This window comes from Geomonas diazotrophica (assembly GCF_018919385.1).
Classification (GTDB): domain Bacteria; phylum Desulfobacterota; class Desulfuromonadia; order Geobacterales; family Geobacteraceae; genus Geomonas; species Geomonas diazotrophica.
On the sequence record NZ_JAHLMF010000008.1, the window covers coordinates 115,982 to 131,429 of the forward strand.

General features: G+C 61.2%; 14 protein-coding genes and 1 riboswitch. Of the genes, 5 read left to right on the forward strand and 9 right to left on the reverse strand.

The window, feature by feature from the left end:
• Window positions 1-62: 62 nt before the first annotated feature.
• Window positions 63-317 carry a PaaI family thioesterase gene (locus tag KOM00_RS21020; protein ID WP_216499083.1) on the reverse strand — a complete coding sequence of 85 codons (255 nt, stop codon included), beginning with the start codon at window positions 315-317 and terminating at the stop codon, window positions 63-65.
• Window positions 254-484 carry a hotdog family protein gene (locus KOM00_RS10485; protein WP_216498867.1) on the reverse strand — a complete coding sequence of 77 codons (231 nt, stop codon included), beginning with the start codon at window positions 482-484 and terminating at the stop codon, window positions 254-256. Before KOM00_RS10485 ends, KOM00_RS21020 begins: the two co-directional genes overlap by 64 nt.
• A gap of 369 nt (window positions 485-853) precedes the next feature.
• Here KOM00_RS10485 and KOM00_RS10490 point away from each other — a divergent pair, with 369 nt between their 5' ends.
• Entirely contained in the window at window positions 854-2,467 is a 1,614-nt protein-coding gene (locus KOM00_RS10490; RefSeq protein WP_236026882.1) for a methyl-accepting chemotaxis protein, read from the forward strand.
• A 69-nt stretch (window positions 2,468-2,536) separates the two neighbouring features.
• On the opposite strand, the gene KOM00_RS10495 is transcribed toward KOM00_RS10490, so the two are convergent.
• The 3 genes from KOM00_RS10495 to KOM00_RS10505 form a co-directional block, all read right to left on the reverse strand.
• Window positions 2,537-2,932 carry a response regulator gene (locus KOM00_RS10495; RefSeq protein WP_216498868.1) on the reverse strand — a complete coding sequence of 132 codons (396 nt, stop codon included), beginning with the start codon at window positions 2,930-2,932 and terminating at the stop codon, window positions 2,537-2,539.
• Window positions 2,933-3,235: 303 nt separating this feature from the next.
• Window positions 3,236-4,756 carry a dihydrolipoamide acetyltransferase family protein gene (locus KOM00_RS10500; protein ID WP_216498869.1) on the reverse strand — a complete coding sequence of 507 codons (1,521 nt, stop codon included), beginning with the start codon at window positions 4,754-4,756 and terminating at the stop codon, window positions 3,236-3,238.
• Window positions 4,757-4,765: 9 nt separating this feature from the next.
• Window positions 4,766-5,752: an alpha-ketoacid dehydrogenase subunit beta gene (locus KOM00_RS10505; protein WP_216498870.1), complete on the reverse strand. Its 987-nt coding sequence runs from the start codon at window positions 5,750-5,752 to the stop codon at window positions 4,766-4,768.
• Window positions 5,753-6,112: 360 nt separating this feature from the next.
• Window positions 6,113-6,190, forward strand: a riboswitch (cyclic di-GMP riboswitch).
• Between the two features lie 256 nt (window positions 6,191-6,446).
• On the opposite strand from KOM00_RS10505, the gene KOM00_RS10510 reads away from it, so the two are divergent.
• The 3 genes from KOM00_RS10510 (at window position 6,447) to KOM00_RS10520 (ending at window position 9,913) form a co-directional block, all read left to right on the forward strand.
• Window positions 6,447-6,908: a rhodanese-like domain-containing protein gene (locus KOM00_RS10510; protein WP_216498871.1), complete on the forward strand. Its 462-nt coding sequence runs from the start codon at window positions 6,447-6,449 to the stop codon at window positions 6,906-6,908.
• Window positions 6,909-7,043: 135 nt separating this feature from the next.
• Entirely contained in the window at window positions 7,044-9,119 is a 2,076-nt protein-coding gene (locus KOM00_RS10515; protein ID WP_216498872.1) for a methyl-accepting chemotaxis protein, read from the forward strand.
• A gap of 14 nt (window positions 9,120-9,133) precedes the next feature.
• A complete protein-coding gene (locus KOM00_RS10520; protein ID WP_216498873.1) occupies window positions 9,134-9,913 on the forward strand; it encodes a rhodanese-like domain-containing protein in 780 nt (259 codons plus the stop codon).
• A gap of 152 nt (window positions 9,914-10,065) precedes the next feature.
• On the opposite strand, the gene pdhA is transcribed toward KOM00_RS10520, so the two are convergent.
• From pdhA to KOM00_RS10540, 4 genes are read right to left on the reverse strand one after another with little or no spacing between them, the layout of a single operon-like run.
• On the reverse strand, window positions 10,066-11,043 hold the full coding sequence (gene pdhA / locus KOM00_RS10525; RefSeq protein WP_216498874.1) for a pyruvate dehydrogenase (acetyl-transferring) E1 component subunit alpha: 978 nt from the start codon (window positions 11,041-11,043) through the stop codon (window positions 10,066-10,068).
• Entirely contained in the window at window positions 11,036-12,973 is a 1,938-nt protein-coding gene (locus tag KOM00_RS10530; RefSeq protein WP_216498875.1) for an aconitate hydratase, read from the reverse strand. Before KOM00_RS10530 ends, pdhA begins: the two co-directional genes overlap by 8 nt.
• 34 nt (window positions 12,974-13,007) lie before the next feature.
• The gene (locus KOM00_RS10535) at window positions 13,008-13,367 is read right to left on the reverse strand and encodes a DUF488 domain-containing protein (RefSeq protein ID WP_216498876.1); all 360 of its coding nucleotides are present in this window, start codon (window positions 13,365-13,367) and stop codon (window positions 13,008-13,010) included.
• A gap of 3 nt (window positions 13,368-13,370) precedes the next feature.
• Window positions 13,371-14,228: a DUF302 domain-containing protein gene (locus tag KOM00_RS10540; RefSeq protein WP_216498877.1), complete on the reverse strand. Its 858-nt coding sequence runs from the start codon at window positions 14,226-14,228 to the stop codon at window positions 13,371-13,373.
• Between the two features lie 282 nt (window positions 14,229-14,510).
• On the opposite strand from KOM00_RS10540, the gene KOM00_RS10545 reads away from it, so the two are divergent.
• Window positions 14,511-15,266, forward strand: coding sequence for an SDR family oxidoreductase (locus KOM00_RS10545; protein WP_216498878.1), 756 nt, complete (start codon window positions 14,511-14,513; stop codon window positions 15,264-15,266).
• Window positions 15,267-15,448 lie beyond the last annotated feature (182 nt).

Genomic DNA, 15,448 nt, shown 5'->3' on the forward strand with positions numbered 1-15,448 from the left:
CGGGCTCTCCTGTCACTATCCGCTGGCTCAGCGAGGAGTATTCTCTCTATCGACTTACTCACTCAGAGAAAAGGAAGCGGCTTGCCTGTGCGATATGCAAGAGCCTGGCACAGTGCTATCAAGACCCCGTCCTGATCGTGGACTTTTATGTCATAGCTGGCTGTTCTCTTGGTGCTGTTCACTTCCCGGGCCTCTGCCCTGAGCCGTGCCCCGGCCTCCGGGCTCGCCACGTAGTTCACCCCCACGTTCAGAGCTACCGTGACGCTGCCGACGGTCTGGCAAACGGTCTCGAAGGCCTCGTCGATAAGGGAAAAGATACCCCGCCATGCGCCCGCCCGAACATGTTGTTCATCACATCAGCGTCGTAGGCCATTTCCACGGCAGAAAATCCGTCCTCTAGCTGTACCAGCTCCATCTTCAACGCCTTAGCGAAGGGTTCCTGTTCAACCTGACGAAATATCGCATCTTTTAATTTCTGATCCATAAGCACAGCTCCATATTCTACTGGTTATTGGGGTAGAACCGGTACTGCAACCTAGCATAGAGTCGTGGGTACTGCAAAGGCTAAGACTGTCGCGTCAGGACCCGACATCGAAATCTATGACCCTTATGTCGGGCAATGTCTTTCTGTTATTTTCGATATTATGCTTCTATAATTGGCCAAATACACCCGTAATTTCAAATTATCTATTAATACGTAGGCATCAAAATGATGCATCCTTGCAGGACTTGACAGGTAACATGTCAACCTTATACTGGTGAAGTTTCGGTAAAGTACATGGTTTAAAAAACTAAATTCACCTGATGATTAATTAGAAGCTGACGGTCACGACAATGATCAAGGAGGCAGGCGATGCGCACCGACCTGAACATCAGAGCGAAGCTCCTCATCGGCCTTGGCATCAGCACGATTGCAACTGCAATCATTGCTGTGACGGCCCTTTTCGCCCTCTCCGCCACCACGGAGTCGGCCCGGACCCAGCTCAACGCGAAGCTGGCGCAGGCGAAGACAATTTCAGAGCTGGTTTCGACCAATGCCACCGCGACACTGAAGCTGAGCGAGGCGCTGTCGGCAGGTGCTTGGGAGAGGACACGCTCGGCGTTGGAGACAGGAGCCGGCGTGGACAGGAACATGGCAGACCAGGTCGACAAGCTCAAGGGGCAAATGGGCACCGACCAGGAGAAAGCGTTGCTTCGGGCGTTATCGGCGAAGGTTTCGGCCTGTGCATCGACCCGCAGCCAGGCGGTAGGGTTTCTCACCCAGGGGGCAAAGGACCAGGCGCTGAAAACGCTCAGGGAGATGAAGCTGAAACGCGAGGAGATCCAGGAGGCGCTCTCGCAGTTGAACCTCGTCATTAATGCCCCGGTGCCGTCCGCCGCCTTCGCGTCGACTAAAAAGGCCCAGTTCGCGCTGGCACTCCTGCTGCTGGCTGCCCTCGGCATCGCCGTCGCCGCCCTGTTCTGGCTGGACCGAAGCATTGCAGGCCCGTTTCGCGTGGCGCTCGAGACCGCCGACAAGATCGCGCGCAGGGACCTGACGGTGAAGATAGACGGCGACGGCTCCACGGAAACGGGACAGCTTCTAGCTGCCATCGCCGCCATGCTGAGCCACCTGCGCGAAATCGTGGCGCAGACCAGCAGCATCTCGGCGAGCATCGCGACGTCTTCGAGCCGTCTTCAGTGCACCTCCGAACAAATGGCCGGCGGCGCGGAGCAGGTCGTCTGCCAGGCCCAGACCGTCGCTACGGCAAGCGAACAGATGTCCGCCACCTCAAACGAGATCGCGCTTAACTGCCATGAGGCGGCGAGAAACTCCAAGCAGGCGAGCAGCGCCGCCGAGTCCGGGGCCCAGGTGGTAGCTCAGACGGTGGAGATAATGAACCGGATCGCCGATCGTGTCAACGCGACCTCCAGGACCGTGGAAAGCCTTGGCGAGCGTTCGGACCAGATCGGGGCCATCGTGGGCACCATCGAAGACATCGCCGACCAGACCAACCTCCTGGCGCTCAACGCGGCCATAGAAGCGGCCCGAGCCGGGGAACAGGGGCGCGGCTTCGCGGTGGTTGCCGACGAGGTGCGGGCCTTGGCGGAACGGACCACCAAGGCGACACGCGAGATCGGGGAGATGATCAAGGCGATCCAGGGGGAAACGAAAGGGGCGGTGCTGGCGATGGAGGAAGGCGTGCGCGAGGTGCAGCAGGGAACCGAGGAGGCCGCCAAGTCGGGGGCCGCCCTGCAGGAAATCCTGGACCAGATCAACGCGGTCAGCATGCAGGTGAACCAGATCGCCACGGCGGCCGAAGAACAGACCGCAACGATCAGCGAGATCACCGGCAACATCACCAGGATCTCCGAGGTGGTGCAGCTCACGGTCCAGGGGTCCCATGATTCATCCCTGGCCGCCGCTGAGTTGGCAAACCTCTCGGACGACCTGGGGACGCTGGTCACCCAGTTCAAGGTAGCATAGGTGGGAAGGGCGGGGCCGCAGTCTGCCGGGGCTTAAAGGACTGCAGCTCCGTCTGTTCCCATAGAACAGCTAGCGCTTCATCAGCCCTAGCTTGGATAGCACGTTGAAGAGCCCTTCCTTGGAGACCGGCTTCACGAGGTAGGCCGCCGACTGTGCATTGCAGAACGACTCCATAGCGTCGTTGGAAGAGTTCAGCGCAGTCAGCATGACGATGTTCACCCGTTTGGCCGGTTTCTGCTCCTTCTCTATATGCCTGATCGCCTTGGCCGCATCGTGGCCGCTCATCCCGGGCATCATGATGTCCATGATCACCAGGTCGAACGGTTCGTCGCTAGCCAGGGCCGCGTTATATTTCTCGAGAGCCTCCATGCCGCTACTGGCCTGGTGACAGTCCGCGGTCGCGCTGAGCAAGGTGGCGACAAAGTCACGGCAAAAAGCCTCGTCATCTACTATCAAGCACTTCATAGCTCTCCCCCAGATCTTGGTGTGTTTTTCATGCTGTCAGGCACATCCCCTCGGGAGCATGGCGCCCTCCAGCACTTTTTCCTATCGGCTCATTGGAACCATTCTTTAGGACGATAATGAAAAAAACGGTCGCGGCTGTGGAAGATCCTGGTCGGGGTGCATGAAGGGCAGGACGGGACGACTCTGGAGAGGATAAACGGGGGACAGCCTGGATGATGCGGCGGAGGAGGATAAGCCAGCGAGTGTGATGTGAGGCAGCGGGAAGGACGGGGGCAGGCCGAAGAAGGCCTGCCCCTTTTTCGGTTACATGAGCAGACGCACCGGATTTTCCAGCACGTCCCTCAGTTCGACCAGGAACTGGGCGGCGTAGGCACCATCGACCACGCGATGATCCGCCGAGAGGGTGACCTTCATCACCTTGGCGTTTGCCAGCACCCCCGAACGCAGCACCGGAACGTCGACCACCGCCCCGACCGCGAGCACGCCCGCCTGAGAAGGCGGAATCACGGCGGTGAAGCTGCTCACCTGGAACATGCCGAGGTTGGAAACGGAGAAGGTCCCTCCACTCATCTCCTGCCCGGTCAGGGCGCCCGACCTTGCCCGTTGCACCAGCCGGTCAGCCTCCTGGGCGATCGCCGGCAGGGAAAGCGAATCGCAGCCGTGGATCACCGGCATGAGCACCCCCTCGGGCACCCCCACCGCCACGCTGACGTTCACTTCTCCGTGGAATTGCAGCCCATCCTGGCCGAAGCTCGCATTCATCTGGGGGAACTTCACCAAGGCGAGGGCGACCCCCTTCACGATGATGTCGTTCACCGTGACATGCATCCCCCCCTGTTTCAACTGGCGCCGGATCGATTCCGCCTCGTCCATGGCGATGTCCATGGTCACGGTGAAATGAGGGATATGGGCCCAGGACTCGGCGACAGTCTTGGCCACCGCCGCCCTGAGCTTGGACATCGCCTTCACCTCCTGCACCAGCTTGGGCCCCGGTGACGGCGCTTCCGCGGGCGCAGCCTGAGCTTTGGGCTGGGCCGGCTGTGCGGACACGCCAGTTGCCGCAGGCTTCCCCCCCTCCCCCTCCAGGTCCTGGAGCAGGATACGCCCCTCGGGGCCGGATCCACGTACCTCGGCCAGATCGATCCCCAATTCCCTGGCGCGGCGGCGCACGACCGGAGCGGCCCGTTCTCTCCCAGGCGAGACCGCTTCCTGAGCAGCCCCGCCGGGAGCGGGCGCCCTGGTATCTATATAATGCCGGGGAGTGCCCGGGGGCTCGCCTGCCGGCTGGGTCTTATCCTCTCCCGGGAGCGGTGGAGCGGCAGGAGCCTGGCGCTCACCTTCCCCGAGGGAAAGATCCTTGGCCTCGGCCGGTTCAGCGGTGGGCTCGGCGCCACCCTGTTCGCCGCCTGACGTTGCCTCCCGTGGGGCTTTGCCCCCCTCCCCCTGCACCGTTTCCGGCGCCTCTCTTTCCGCCTGGCTCTGCGGCTCGGCGCCGGCCTCTGCGACGCCCGCTTCCGGAGCTCCCGCTTCAGGCGGCGCCTCCTTAAGTGGCGCCTCGGGCTCGGCGGGGGCTCCCCCCACCTTTTCTCCGGCCTTGCCGACTATGGCAATCACCGTCCCTACCTGCACCATTTCGCCGGACTGCACCCTGATCTCGAGCAGCACCCCCGGTGCAAAGGCCTCAAGTTCCATGTTCGCCTTGTCGGTTTCCACCTCGGCGATCACCTCTCCGCGGCGCACCTCGTCCCCTACCCGCTTCTTCCACTGGACCAGCCTCCCCTCGGTCATGGTATCGGAGAGTTTAGGCATGACGATCTCGTTCATGGTGGCTCCTCAGTACGGTTCGTTAAGAAGGTCATGTACTCCCTGCACGATCCCCTCCAGTTGCGGGATGCAGAGCTTTTCGATCTTTCGTGAATAGGGCATCGGCACATCGAGCCCGGAAATGCGGTGCACCGGCGCCAGCAGCGTGTCGAAGCACCCCTCGTAGATGCGGGAGGCGATGTCACCCCCAAGCCCCGCGCTTTTCCAGCACTCCTCGATCACGGCGACACGCCCGGTCTTGCGCACCGAAGCGAGCACCATCTCCATGTCCAGAGGAACTAGGGTGCGCAGGTCGATCACCTCGCATGAAATCCCATCCTTTTCCAGCTGCTGTGCTGCCTGCAGCGCGAGGATCGCCATCCTGCCGTACCCGACCAGGGTGACCTGTTCCCCCTCCCTCATGACGGAGGCCTTGCCGAAGGGGACCAGGTATTCCGGATCCTCGGGGACCTCCCCCTTGCTGTTGTAGAGGAGTTCGTGCTCCAGGAAGATGACCGGGTTGTCCTCGCGGATCGACGTCTTCAGGAGCCCCTTGGCGTCGGCGGGCGTCGCCGGATAGGCGACCAGCATCCCAGGGCAGTGCATGAAGTAGCTCTCCAGGCTCTGCGAGTGCTGGGCGCCCAACTGGCTCCCCCCGCCTCCGGGCATGCGCACCACCATGGGGACCTTGGTCTGGCCGCCGAACATGTAGCGCACCTTGGCCATGTGGTTTACGATCTGGTCCATGGCGAGTAGGGCGAAGTTCACCGTCATCAACTCCGCCACCGGGCGGATCCCCGCCATGGCTGCGCCGACGGCTACCCCCACGATGGTGTTCTCGGAAATGGGACAGTCACGCACCCTGAGTTCCCCGAACTCGGACAAAAGCCCCCGGGTCACCTTGAAGGCCCCCTCGTAAAGCGCCACGTCCTCGCCGTAGACCACGACGGTCTTGTCGCGCCTCATTTCCTCTTTGAGCGCCAGATTGATGGCGTCCCGATAGGTCATCTCAGCCATACATGCTCTCCGTTAGCGCAGGTGACGTTACTTTCCGCAATACAAGGTTCCAATACTATCAAAGCATTAAGGGAACACAACGATGAAGAGGTCAAATTCAGGCAGTTGCAGCCCCAGGAATCATGTCTACAACGGCCAACGTACAAGTCTTGCAACGGCTCTGCAAGTACGATAGGGCGCTGGAACGAAGCGGTCATGAACCGGTGGACATCAAAAATCAACCTGGCGCTGGTTCTGGCGGTCGCCGCGTGATGAGGTTTACAGTGCAGGGTTCCTTATTAGCCCATAAGAATTAAAATCTTGCTTTTGCCAATGATTCAAGATAGTTATACCGGTATACATAATTACACATAGTTTATACCACCGAAAGGGTAACGTCAGGGAAACCTGGCTGCACAAAGCCACCTATCCAGTTTCTGGAACGAGGGGCTTGTCGAAGTGGTGTTTGCTTGGATGCTTGCGTCCAAAAAACGCCCCACCTTTAAGAAATGGGGCGTTTTTTTTGTGCCTGCAGTACCCGTTGTCATTTCGACTACGGCAAAAATACACTGAAGGAGAGCTTATGAAATCAAGTTGTCGTCTCGTTTCCCTGATGTTGATCTGCGGTCTTTTAACCTGCATTGCCCCTGCCTTTGGTGAAGATGAGGGTCTTGGAGAATGGGTCAGCCAAGCGGCCGCGAAAAAGGAAGCGCAGGTGATCCCTCCGGGTCAGTTCGCCATGCTGGCCAAGTATGCCAATGCCTTCCTTAACACGGCGCCGGGCGGGTCCCGGACCATCTACGCCGAGACGCTTATGGACGGCATCGATGATCCGAACCAGGCGGACGAACTGAACGACTTCTTCCTAGTCGACGTCCGGCCTACCAACGAGTATTGCGCGGACACCGTCCCGGGCGCCGTCAACATCCCGATGAACGAGTTGGCGACAGCCGAGAACCTCGCCAAGTTGCCGGCCGACAAACCGATCCTTCTTATCTGCAACACCGGCCATACCGCCAGCATCAGCACAGCCGTGCTCGGCATGCTCGGTTACGACGTCTGGACCCTGCGTTTTGGCATGATGGGGTGGCGCGCCGCGACCAAAGCAAAGCTGTGGTCCCCGAAATCCTCGCAGGTCGTGTACGGTGCAGGTTACCCGGTGCAGAAGTGCCAATAAGCCTGGCTTTGCAGCAAATTAGAGCGGCAGAGCGACCATAGCAACGAACGTTCAGCCCCCTTTCCCAAGGGGGCTTTTTTTGCAGGTCTCACGGATGTTGCTCGTACCAACGGAGTGGTAGCAGTGAAACTAAACATGCACAAATCAATCAGTGTGAAGGTCGTCGCCATCCTGCTGCTGGTGCTGACTGTAGGACAGGGAGTGGGCGCGTACCTCTTTATCTCCTCCGCGCGCAACGACTTCATGGGGGCCCTTCATGCCAGGATGAAACGGGGGGCGAAGCAAAATGCTAGCATCCTGGCCGAACCGCTGGTCAACTACAATACCCCCCTCGTCACCTCGTTTATTACCGAATCCTTAAAAGACGGGGACATCAGCTCGATAAAGGTCATCGACAAGAACGGAAACACCATAAAGGAAGGGATGGTGGATCGGGGGGAGCGTGAACACTTTACCCTGAGCGAGCCCATCCTGGCGGACGGTGAGACCGTTGGCACGTTCAAAATGGTGTACACCGCCAAGACCATCGACGACAGCATTAGGAGAAGCCGGATACTCATTCCGCTGTACCAACTCGGCATGCTCCTCGTCATGGCGTCTGTCCTGATCTGGTTGTTCCGTCTGTACGTCAAGCTGCCGGTGGAGCGCCTGAACAAGGCCATCTCGGGCATAACCGGCGGGGACCTCACCGTCGAGGTGCCGGTACTTCGCGACGATGAGATCGGCACCATAGCGAGCGGGGTACGTTTTTTGGTACAGCGGCTGCGCGGGACCGTGGCCAGGATCAATACCAACTCGGATAAGGTGACCAAGGCTGTCCGGCAACTGAACGACACCTTCGACAGGGTCCGGCATGTCATCGACAGCCAGAATGCCTCCACGGGCGAGGTCTCCTGCGCAGTGAGAGACGTCGCCGAATCCCAGTTGCTGATAGTCACCAACACGGACGATCTGCTTTCTCTTTCCAACGAGAATCTCTCCTCTCTGCTGCAAATGCAGGGCAACTCCGAGGAGATCGCCGGAACCACCGATGATCTCAACAAGAATCTCCAGGACTCCTACTCCGCCCTGACAGAACTGGCCCAGTCGGCCAAGGGCATCACGCACCTAGCCGACGATGCCGCCTCATTCGTCTCGGCGACCTCATCGTCGGCGGAAGAGGTTTATCGTTCCGTCAAGCACGCGGAGTCGCTGATAAACGAATCTGCCAGGATCAGCACCGCGACCACGGCCATCATCTCCGAAAAGGGGATGGTCGCCATTGATGAGGTGACGGACGGGATGAAGCGGATTGGCATCTTCATCGGTTCGCTCATGTCGGCCATCGAGAACCTCGGCGGCAGATCGCGGGACATCGGCAAGATCCTCGGCGTCATGGAGGAAGTCACCGCGCAATCCCGCCTGCTCAGCCTGAACGCCCAGATAATCGCTGCCCAGGCGGGGGAAAACGGCAAGAGCTTCGCGGTGGTAGCGGAAGAAATGAGACTCCTCTCCGACAAGGCGGCGCTCTCGACCCAGGAGATCGACACCATCGTCAAGGTGATACAGCATGAGATCGAGCAGGTCGTCAAGGAGACGCATGACAGCGTCGATGTGGTCAGGGATGGGGAAACGGTGGTCGGGAAAACGGCCAACGTGTTGATGGAGATCCTGGAGACGTCGCGTCAGGCGACCGACCTCGCCAAAGGGATCGAGCGGGCCTCCATCGAGCAGACCGAAGGTCTGAAGCACGTGGTCAATTCGACTGAGCAGGTGCGCCAGAAGATAGACCAGGTCAACCGCGCCACCAGCGAACAGGAAAAAGGGACCGCTTTCCTGCTGCAGGCGCTCAATCCGATCAAGGACGCCATGGTGGCGACCAAGCGGGGGACCGAAGAGCAGGTGAAGAGCACCAGGTTCATATCGGCAAACATAGAGCTGGCCAACCAGAAGAATTACGATATCGCCCGCGCCTCCTCGAACCAGCAGGAACTCAACCAGCGGGTGCTCGAGGCGCTCGAAGACGTGAAACGTATGGGAAGCTCGACGGTCGAAGAGGTGAAAAGGCTCATCCCCGTTGTCAGCGCCCTGCTCGAAGACATGGATGCTCTGCGGCTGGAGATGTCAGGTTTCACGGTAACTACAACCAGTGTCGGAGCCGGCGATTCGGGAGGGAAATGGCAAAGCGAACTCAACGCCCCCCTGCCCCTCGTGCCGCTGGAAACGGCATAAAAAAGGAGATGCAAATGAAGAAGAACGTTCTGGTCATGCTGATGGGTTTGATCTGTTTGATGCTGGCGGCGGGAGCATCGCTCGCCGCTGAGGGGTATCCCCTGCGGGCCAAGTACCCCAAGTTGAAGTACATCAGCACCGAGGAGCTTAAAAAGGAGTATGGGCGCGCCGTCATTGTAGACGTCCGCTCCAAGCTGGAATTCGACGTCATTCACATCGCCAAGGCGGTCAATATCCCGGTTGCCCAGAAAACCTTCGACAGGGACATCAAGGAACTCAGGAGCAGAAACGAGGCCGGGGCGATGGTCTTTTACTGCAACGGGCACGCCTGCGAGAAGTCGTATGAAGCCGCGGAACAAGCCGCCAGCGCCGGCCTGCGTAACATCGCGGTCTACGACGCAGGCATTCACGACTGGGTAACCGCTACCCCCGAGAAAACCACGCTCATGGGGGAAACTCCCGCGGTCAAGTCGCGGCTGATCCCCACCGAGAGGCTGAAAAGCCACAAGATCAAGTACGCCGAGTTCTCCAAGAAGGCACAGGCGGGTGATGTCATCTGCATCGACATCCGGGAGCCCTTTCAGCGCAAGGAGATCCCCAAACTGCCGCACCTGCGCAACATCCCTTCCGACAGGCTGGTGCAACTTCTTTCCGGCAGCGAATTCAAGGGCAAGACCCTGCTGATAACCGACGCTGTCGGCAAGCAGGTGGAATGGATACAGTACTACCTGGAGAAATACGGCATCAAGAATTTCTACTTCCTGGAAAACGGGGTGCTGAGCGCCCAGAACTAGGTGCACCGACCAGAAGGGTAGTTCAAAGATAATTAGCGCAACAAAAGCCTCATCAGGATTCCTGATGAGGCTTTTGCTATTTTGCTTGCGGGTCAAGTGAACAACTGCCGGACGGGTACCCCTACCACGACGGGATCGTTCAACCCGACGCTTCAGACATAGATATCCTCCCATACGGCGGCGTCCTCGGGCCAGGGGGATTCCTCCGCGAAGCGGACGCTTTCCTCCACCCGGGCCAGGCAGCGCTTGGTGATCTCCTCGAGTTGCTCCTTGGTCGCGATCCCCTCTTCCAGGAGCCTGCGCGACAGGTTGGGAATGGGGTCACGTGTTTTCCAGACGTCGGTCTCGGAGGGACTGCGGTACTTGGCGGGGTCGGACATGGAATGCCCGCGGAAGCGGTAGGTGACCGCCTCGATGAAGTAGGGACGCTGGCGCTCCCTCACCCATTCGGCGGCCCGTTTGGTGGCCTGGTACATGGCGATGACGTCCATGCCGTCCACCTTCTCGCTTGGGATGTCGTAGCCGCAGGTGCGCCGGTGCAGGGCCGCCTGGGCGGAGGCCCGGTGCACCTCGGTCCCGATGCCGTAGAAGTTGTTCTCGCAGATGAAGAGGACCGGCAGGTCCCAAAGGCGTGCCCAGTTCAGCGACTCGTGGAAGGTCCCCTGGTTCATGGAGCCGTCGCCGAAGAGGCAGGCGGTGACGCGGTCTTCCTCGAGCAACTGGCTACCCCAGGCAAGCCCGGTGGCGATGGGGAACTGACCGCCGACTATCGCGTACCCCCCCATGAAATTGAGCTCTGGCGCGAAGAGGTGCATGGAGCCCCCCTTCCCCTTGCAAAGCCCGGTCGCCTTGCCGAACAGTTCCGCCATCACCTTCTTCGGGTCGGCCCCCCTGACGATGGCCTGGGCGTGGTCGCGGTAGGCGGAGAGGATGTAGTCCTTTTCCTGCAGCCCCGCGGTGCAGCCGACCGCGACCGCCTCCTGTCCCGTGTACAGGTGCAAAAAGCCGGTGATGTGCCCCTTCGAATACTGCTCGGCGCAGCTCTCCTCGAACTCGCGGCAGAGCACCATCTGCTCGAAAAAGCCGAGCAGCTCTTCCTCGGAGAGCAGCTCCCTCAGGGTTTCAGCCATGGTTCTCCTCCTTTACCGAATTGAGCAGCCCCCCCGCCACCAGCTCGCGACGCTCGCGCTCGGAGGCGTGCAAGAGGGTCACGATCTCGGCACCGTTGACCCGGATGGGGATCTCGGTGACACCGTTCAAGGTCAGCTCCCGCACCCCGGGGATGGTGATGCGGTCACCCTGCTTGATCCGGTCGTAGTCGGCGGGGTCCTTGAAGACCAGCGGCAGGATGCCGAAGTTGATCAGGTTGGAACGGTGGATCCTGGCGAAGCTCTTGGCGATCTTCACCCTGATGCCGAGGTAGCGCGGCGCCAGTGCCGCGTGCTCGCGCGAGGAGCCCTGGCCGTAGTTGTCACCTCCCACCACCGCGCCGTCCCCCTTTTCCGCCGCCCGCAGCGCGAACTCGGGGTCCGCCTGCTCGAAGACGAACTTGCTGATGGCCGGGATGTTGCTGCGGAAGGGAAGCACCTTGTTCCCCGCCGGCATGATGGTGTCGGTGGAGACATTGTCCCCCACCTTGATGATCACCTCCACGTCGAGCTGGTCCGGAAGCGCCGGGAACTCGGGGAACGGGACTATGTTGGGACCGGTCACGATCTCGACCGAGCGGCCATCCTCCGGGGGGACCTGGATACCGGAGTCGTCCACCAGGTAACGGTCCGGGTTCTTGACCTCGGGCCAGGGAAGGAGCTCGGAGAGCTTGCGCGGGTCGGTCACGACGCCGAACACGCCGGCCGCGGCCGCGGTCTCGGGGGAGCAGAGGTAGACCCGGTCCTCCTTGGTGCCGCTGCGTCCCGGGAAGTTGCGCGGGAAGGTTCTGAGCGAGACCTGGTTGGTGCCGGGGGCCTGCCCCATCCCGATGCAGCCGAGGCAGCCGGGCTGGTGCACCTGCCCGCCGGCGAGGAGCAGCATCATGAATCCGCCGTGTGCCACCACGTTTTCGAGCACCTGGCGACTGCCGGGGTTGATGTGGAAGGCAAGCCCCGGGGCGATGCGGCGCCTCTCGAGGATGCGGCAGACGGTCATCAGGTCGCGGAACGAGGAGTTCACCGAGCTCCCGACGATGACCTGGTCCACCTTGAGCCCCTCGATCTCGGAGACCGGTACCACGTTGTCCGGCGACGACGGGCGGGCGATCAGCGGCACCACCTGGGACAGGTCGATCTCGTCGTACTCGTCGTAGCCGGCGTCCGGGTCGGCGGTGAGTTCGCGCCAGATCTCGCCGCGCCCCTGCGCTTCCAGAAAGGCGCGGGTGTTCTCGTCGCTTGGAAAGACCGTTGTGGTCGCACCGAGCTCCGCGCCCATATTGCCGATGGTGGCGCGGTCGGTCGCCGAGAGGGTGGCGACGCCGGGACCGTAGTACTCGATGATCTTGCCCACCCCCCCCTTCACCGTGTGGCGCCTGAGCATCTCAAGGATTACGTCCTTCCCCGAGACCCAAGGCTGCAGCCGCCCGGTCAATTTCACCCCCCAGATCTTCGGGCAGGTGAGGTAAAAGGGGTACCCCGCCATGGCGAGCGCTACGTCGAGCCCCCCCGCGCCGATGGCGAGCTGCCCCATCCCCGCCGCGGTGGGGGTGTGCGAGTCGGCGCCCAAAAGCGTGGTGCCGGGGACGCCGAAGCGCTCCAGGTGCACCTGGTGCGAGACCCCGTTGCCGGGCTTGGACAGGTACACCCCGAACCGCTGCGCCGCAGTGGCAAGGAAGACGTGGTCGTCCGCGTTCTTGTTGTCGGTCTGCAAAAGGTTGTGGTCGACGTACTGCGTCGCCAGCCCTACCTTTACCCTGGGTATCCCGGTAGCCATGAATTCCAGCATGGCCATGGTGCCGGTCGCGTCCTGCAAAAGGGTCTGGTCGATCCGGATGGCGATCTCCCGCCCCGGCACCAGCTCCCCTTCCACCAGGTGTCCCTTCAATATCTTTCTAGCCAGATTGTCTCCCATCTTAGCCTCCCAAAACCGCGGACCTTCCGCGGAATCAGCCGATGCTGGAGTCCTCCAGGAGTTCCTTCAGTACGACCGCGTTGTTGTGTTCTTCATCCTTTGCCGCGTAGAGCAGGGTCACCGTGCCTCGGGCGCAAAGCCGGGCCAGTTCTTTGAGCCGTGCCCCCTCTCCCGCCCCCTCCAACTCCAGGCGGTAGCGCTCCCGGAACTCCTGCCATTTCTCGGGATCATGTCCGAACCAGCGGCGCAGTTCGTCCGACGGAGCAAGTTCCTTCTCCCAGCGGTCCAGGTGCGCCTTCTCCTTGGAGAACCCGCGCGGCCAGAGCCGGTCCACCAGGACACGCACCCCGTCCTGCGCTGCCGGTTCGTCGTATATCCTCTTCAGCCTGACCATGGCTTAGGCAGGAACCGGGTGCAGCCCGGCCATGACCCGCTGCAGGCTCTGCTGCACCGAGTAGGAGAGCTCGTTCAACTGATTGTTCCCCACCAGGGAAAGTCCGGCCACCGGGTCCATCACCATCACCACTGTGCGGGATTCGCTGACCGAGTAAACCGCCACGTTGCAGGGAAGCAGCGTCCCGATGTTGATCTCGGCCCCGAAGGCCTGGTAGGCCAGACCCGGGTTGCAGGCCCCAAGGATATGGTAGTTGCGGAACTCCTTGTCGAGCTTCTCCTTGAACTTCTGCTTCACGTCGATCTCGAACAGGACCCCGAAACCTTCCCTCTGCAGCGCCTGGTGCACCACGGGCAGGGCGTCGGCAAAGGGGAGCGCCATGGTGATGCCAAAGGCATACGGTGTGGACAGTGGCTTCGCCTCCAGCGCGTCAAGTGCTTCCGCTTTTTCTTTCAAATTGATCACCTCTCTTTGGATCTGCTCTGGCAGGTCGCTGCGGATCATCCGCTCGGCCTGGTCGTCCTTGGGCGCCCAGTCGACCTCTATGGTCAGCACCTGCGGCGCCACCGGGCTTTGCACCGAAGAGGGAACCACCCGGTTCACCACCCGGCCGGTAAAGAGCGGGTGTTCCAGGAGAAAGTAGCGCACCTCGCCGTGAGTCTTGTCGAGGACAACCTTCTCCTTGATCAGGATCCCGTCCCCCCTTATCTCGCGCAGCAGACCGTTGCCGTAGTGCTGCAGGGTACGCGACTGCGTCACCCCCGGCAGGTAGGAATGCGGCTGTTCCATTTTTTCGATGAGCAGATTCCACACCGTATCAAGCGCGGCGTGTACTTCGCAGCTATGAGAGATCTTGCGCATGGCGTGCACCTCCCGCTCGCTCTGCCTCCTAGGTTCATTAGATATTGTATTCCTCCAGCGAAGCAACTGGAATACTTTACCCGATTGTAGAGGTGCAGCAACGACCGCGCGCGCGTTTTTCATGGGAAAGTGGCGGAAAGGCAAAGGGCTGCCGCTGCGGCTGCCGGCGACAGGGCATACAAAAGGGAGGCGGGGAAGCGAGGAAGCTACGGCTTGTGTTGGGAGGCGATCTCAACTAAGATAACGCGCTGAACAGCGCGACTAGCCTCAGGAGGAACGTGAATGAAAAAGTGTGCACTCATTACCGGAGCATCGTCGGGATTTGGCGCCGCCTGCGCGCGGGCTTTGGCAGAGCTTGGGTGGAACCTGGTGCTGACGGCCCGCCGCGAAGAGAAACTGCAGGCGCTCAAGCAGGAGCTTGCCGACAAGACAAAGGTACACGCGATGGTGTTGGACGTGCGAGACGGCGAAGCCGTGGCCGCCGCCTGCGCCGCCCTGCCGCAGGAGTTCGCCGAGGTGGACCTGCTGGTCAACAACGCCGGGCTCGCCCTGGGTTTGGAGCCGGCGCACCGGGCGGTGCTTCAGGACTGGGAGACCATGGTGGACACCAACATCAAAGGGGTGATGTACTGCACCCGCGCCATCCTCCCCGGCATGGTTGCCCGCAATCGCGGCCACGTTGTCAACATCGGCTCGGTGGCCGGAAGCTGGCCCTACCCCGGCGGCAACGTCTACGGCGCCACCAAGGCCTTCGTGCAGCAGTTTTCCCGGAACCTCCGCGCCGACCTCTTGGGAACCGCGGTGCGGGTCACCAACATCGAGCCGGGGATGGCGGAAACGGAGTTTTCCCAGGTCCGCTTCAAGGGAGACGACGAGATGGCCCAGCGGGTCTACAACGGGACCGAGCCGCTGCGCCCGGAGGACATCGCCGACATCGTGGCTTGGGTCGCCACGGTCCCCGCGCGGGTCAACATCAACAGCGTCGAGGTGATGTCGGTGCACCAGGCCTGGGGCCCCCTCGCGGTACACCGGTCATAGAGGCGCTTTAATTTCCTCTCTCACTCCGGGGGAGGGAGGGTTGAGGGAGTTGCCACGTAGAGAGAGTGCAGCTAAAGGGCGCCCTCACCCGGCCTTTGGCCACCCTCTCCCGGGGGAGAGGGGATCAAGCGCTACGTCATGCGCTTGCACAAACGAGAAAGGGGAGTCCGATGCGTCGGGCT

Excerpts from the sequence above, each read along its gene's own strand:
- KOM00_RS10485 (WP_216498867.1), bottom strand. The coding sequence starts at position 484 with ATGGATCAGAAATTAAAAGATGCGATATTTCGTCAGGTTGAACAGGAA.
- KOM00_RS10490 (WP_236026882.1), top strand. The coding sequence starts at position 854 with ATGCGCACCGACCTGAACATCAGAGCGAAGCTCCTCATCGGCCTTGGC.
- KOM00_RS10495 (WP_216498868.1), bottom strand. The coding sequence starts at position 2,932 with ATGAAGTGCTTGATAGTAGATGACGAGGCTTTTTGCCGTGACTTTGTC.
- KOM00_RS10500 (WP_216498869.1), bottom strand. The coding sequence starts at position 4,756 with ATGAACGAGATCGTCATGCCTAAACTCTCCGATACCATGACCGAGGGG.
- KOM00_RS10505 (WP_216498870.1), bottom strand. The coding sequence starts at position 5,752 with ATGGCTGAGATGACCTATCGGGACGCCATCAATCTGGCGCTCAAAGAG.
- KOM00_RS10515 (WP_216498872.1), top strand. The coding sequence starts at position 7,044 with ATGCACAAATCAATCAGTGTGAAGGTCGTCGCCATCCTGCTGCTGGTG.
- KOM00_RS10520 (WP_216498873.1), top strand. The coding sequence starts at position 9,134 with ATGAAGAAGAACGTTCTGGTCATGCTGATGGGTTTGATCTGTTTGATG.
- pdhA (WP_216498874.1), bottom strand. The coding sequence starts at position 11,043 with ATGGCTGAAACCCTGAGGGAGCTGCTCTCCGAGGAAGAGCTGCTCGGC.
- KOM00_RS10530 (WP_216498875.1), bottom strand. The coding sequence starts at position 12,973 with ATGGGAGACAATCTGGCTAGAAAGATATTGAAGGGACACCTGGTGGAA.
- KOM00_RS10535 (WP_216498876.1), bottom strand. The coding sequence starts at position 13,367 with ATGGTCAGGCTGAAGAGGATATACGACGAACCGGCAGCGCAGGACGGG.
- KOM00_RS10540 (WP_216498877.1), bottom strand. The coding sequence starts at position 14,228 with ATGCGCAAGATCTCTCATAGCTGCGAAGTACACGCCGCGCTTGATACG.
- KOM00_RS10545 (WP_216498878.1), top strand. The coding sequence starts at position 14,511 with ATGAAAAAGTGTGCACTCATTACCGGAGCATCGTCGGGATTTGGCGCC.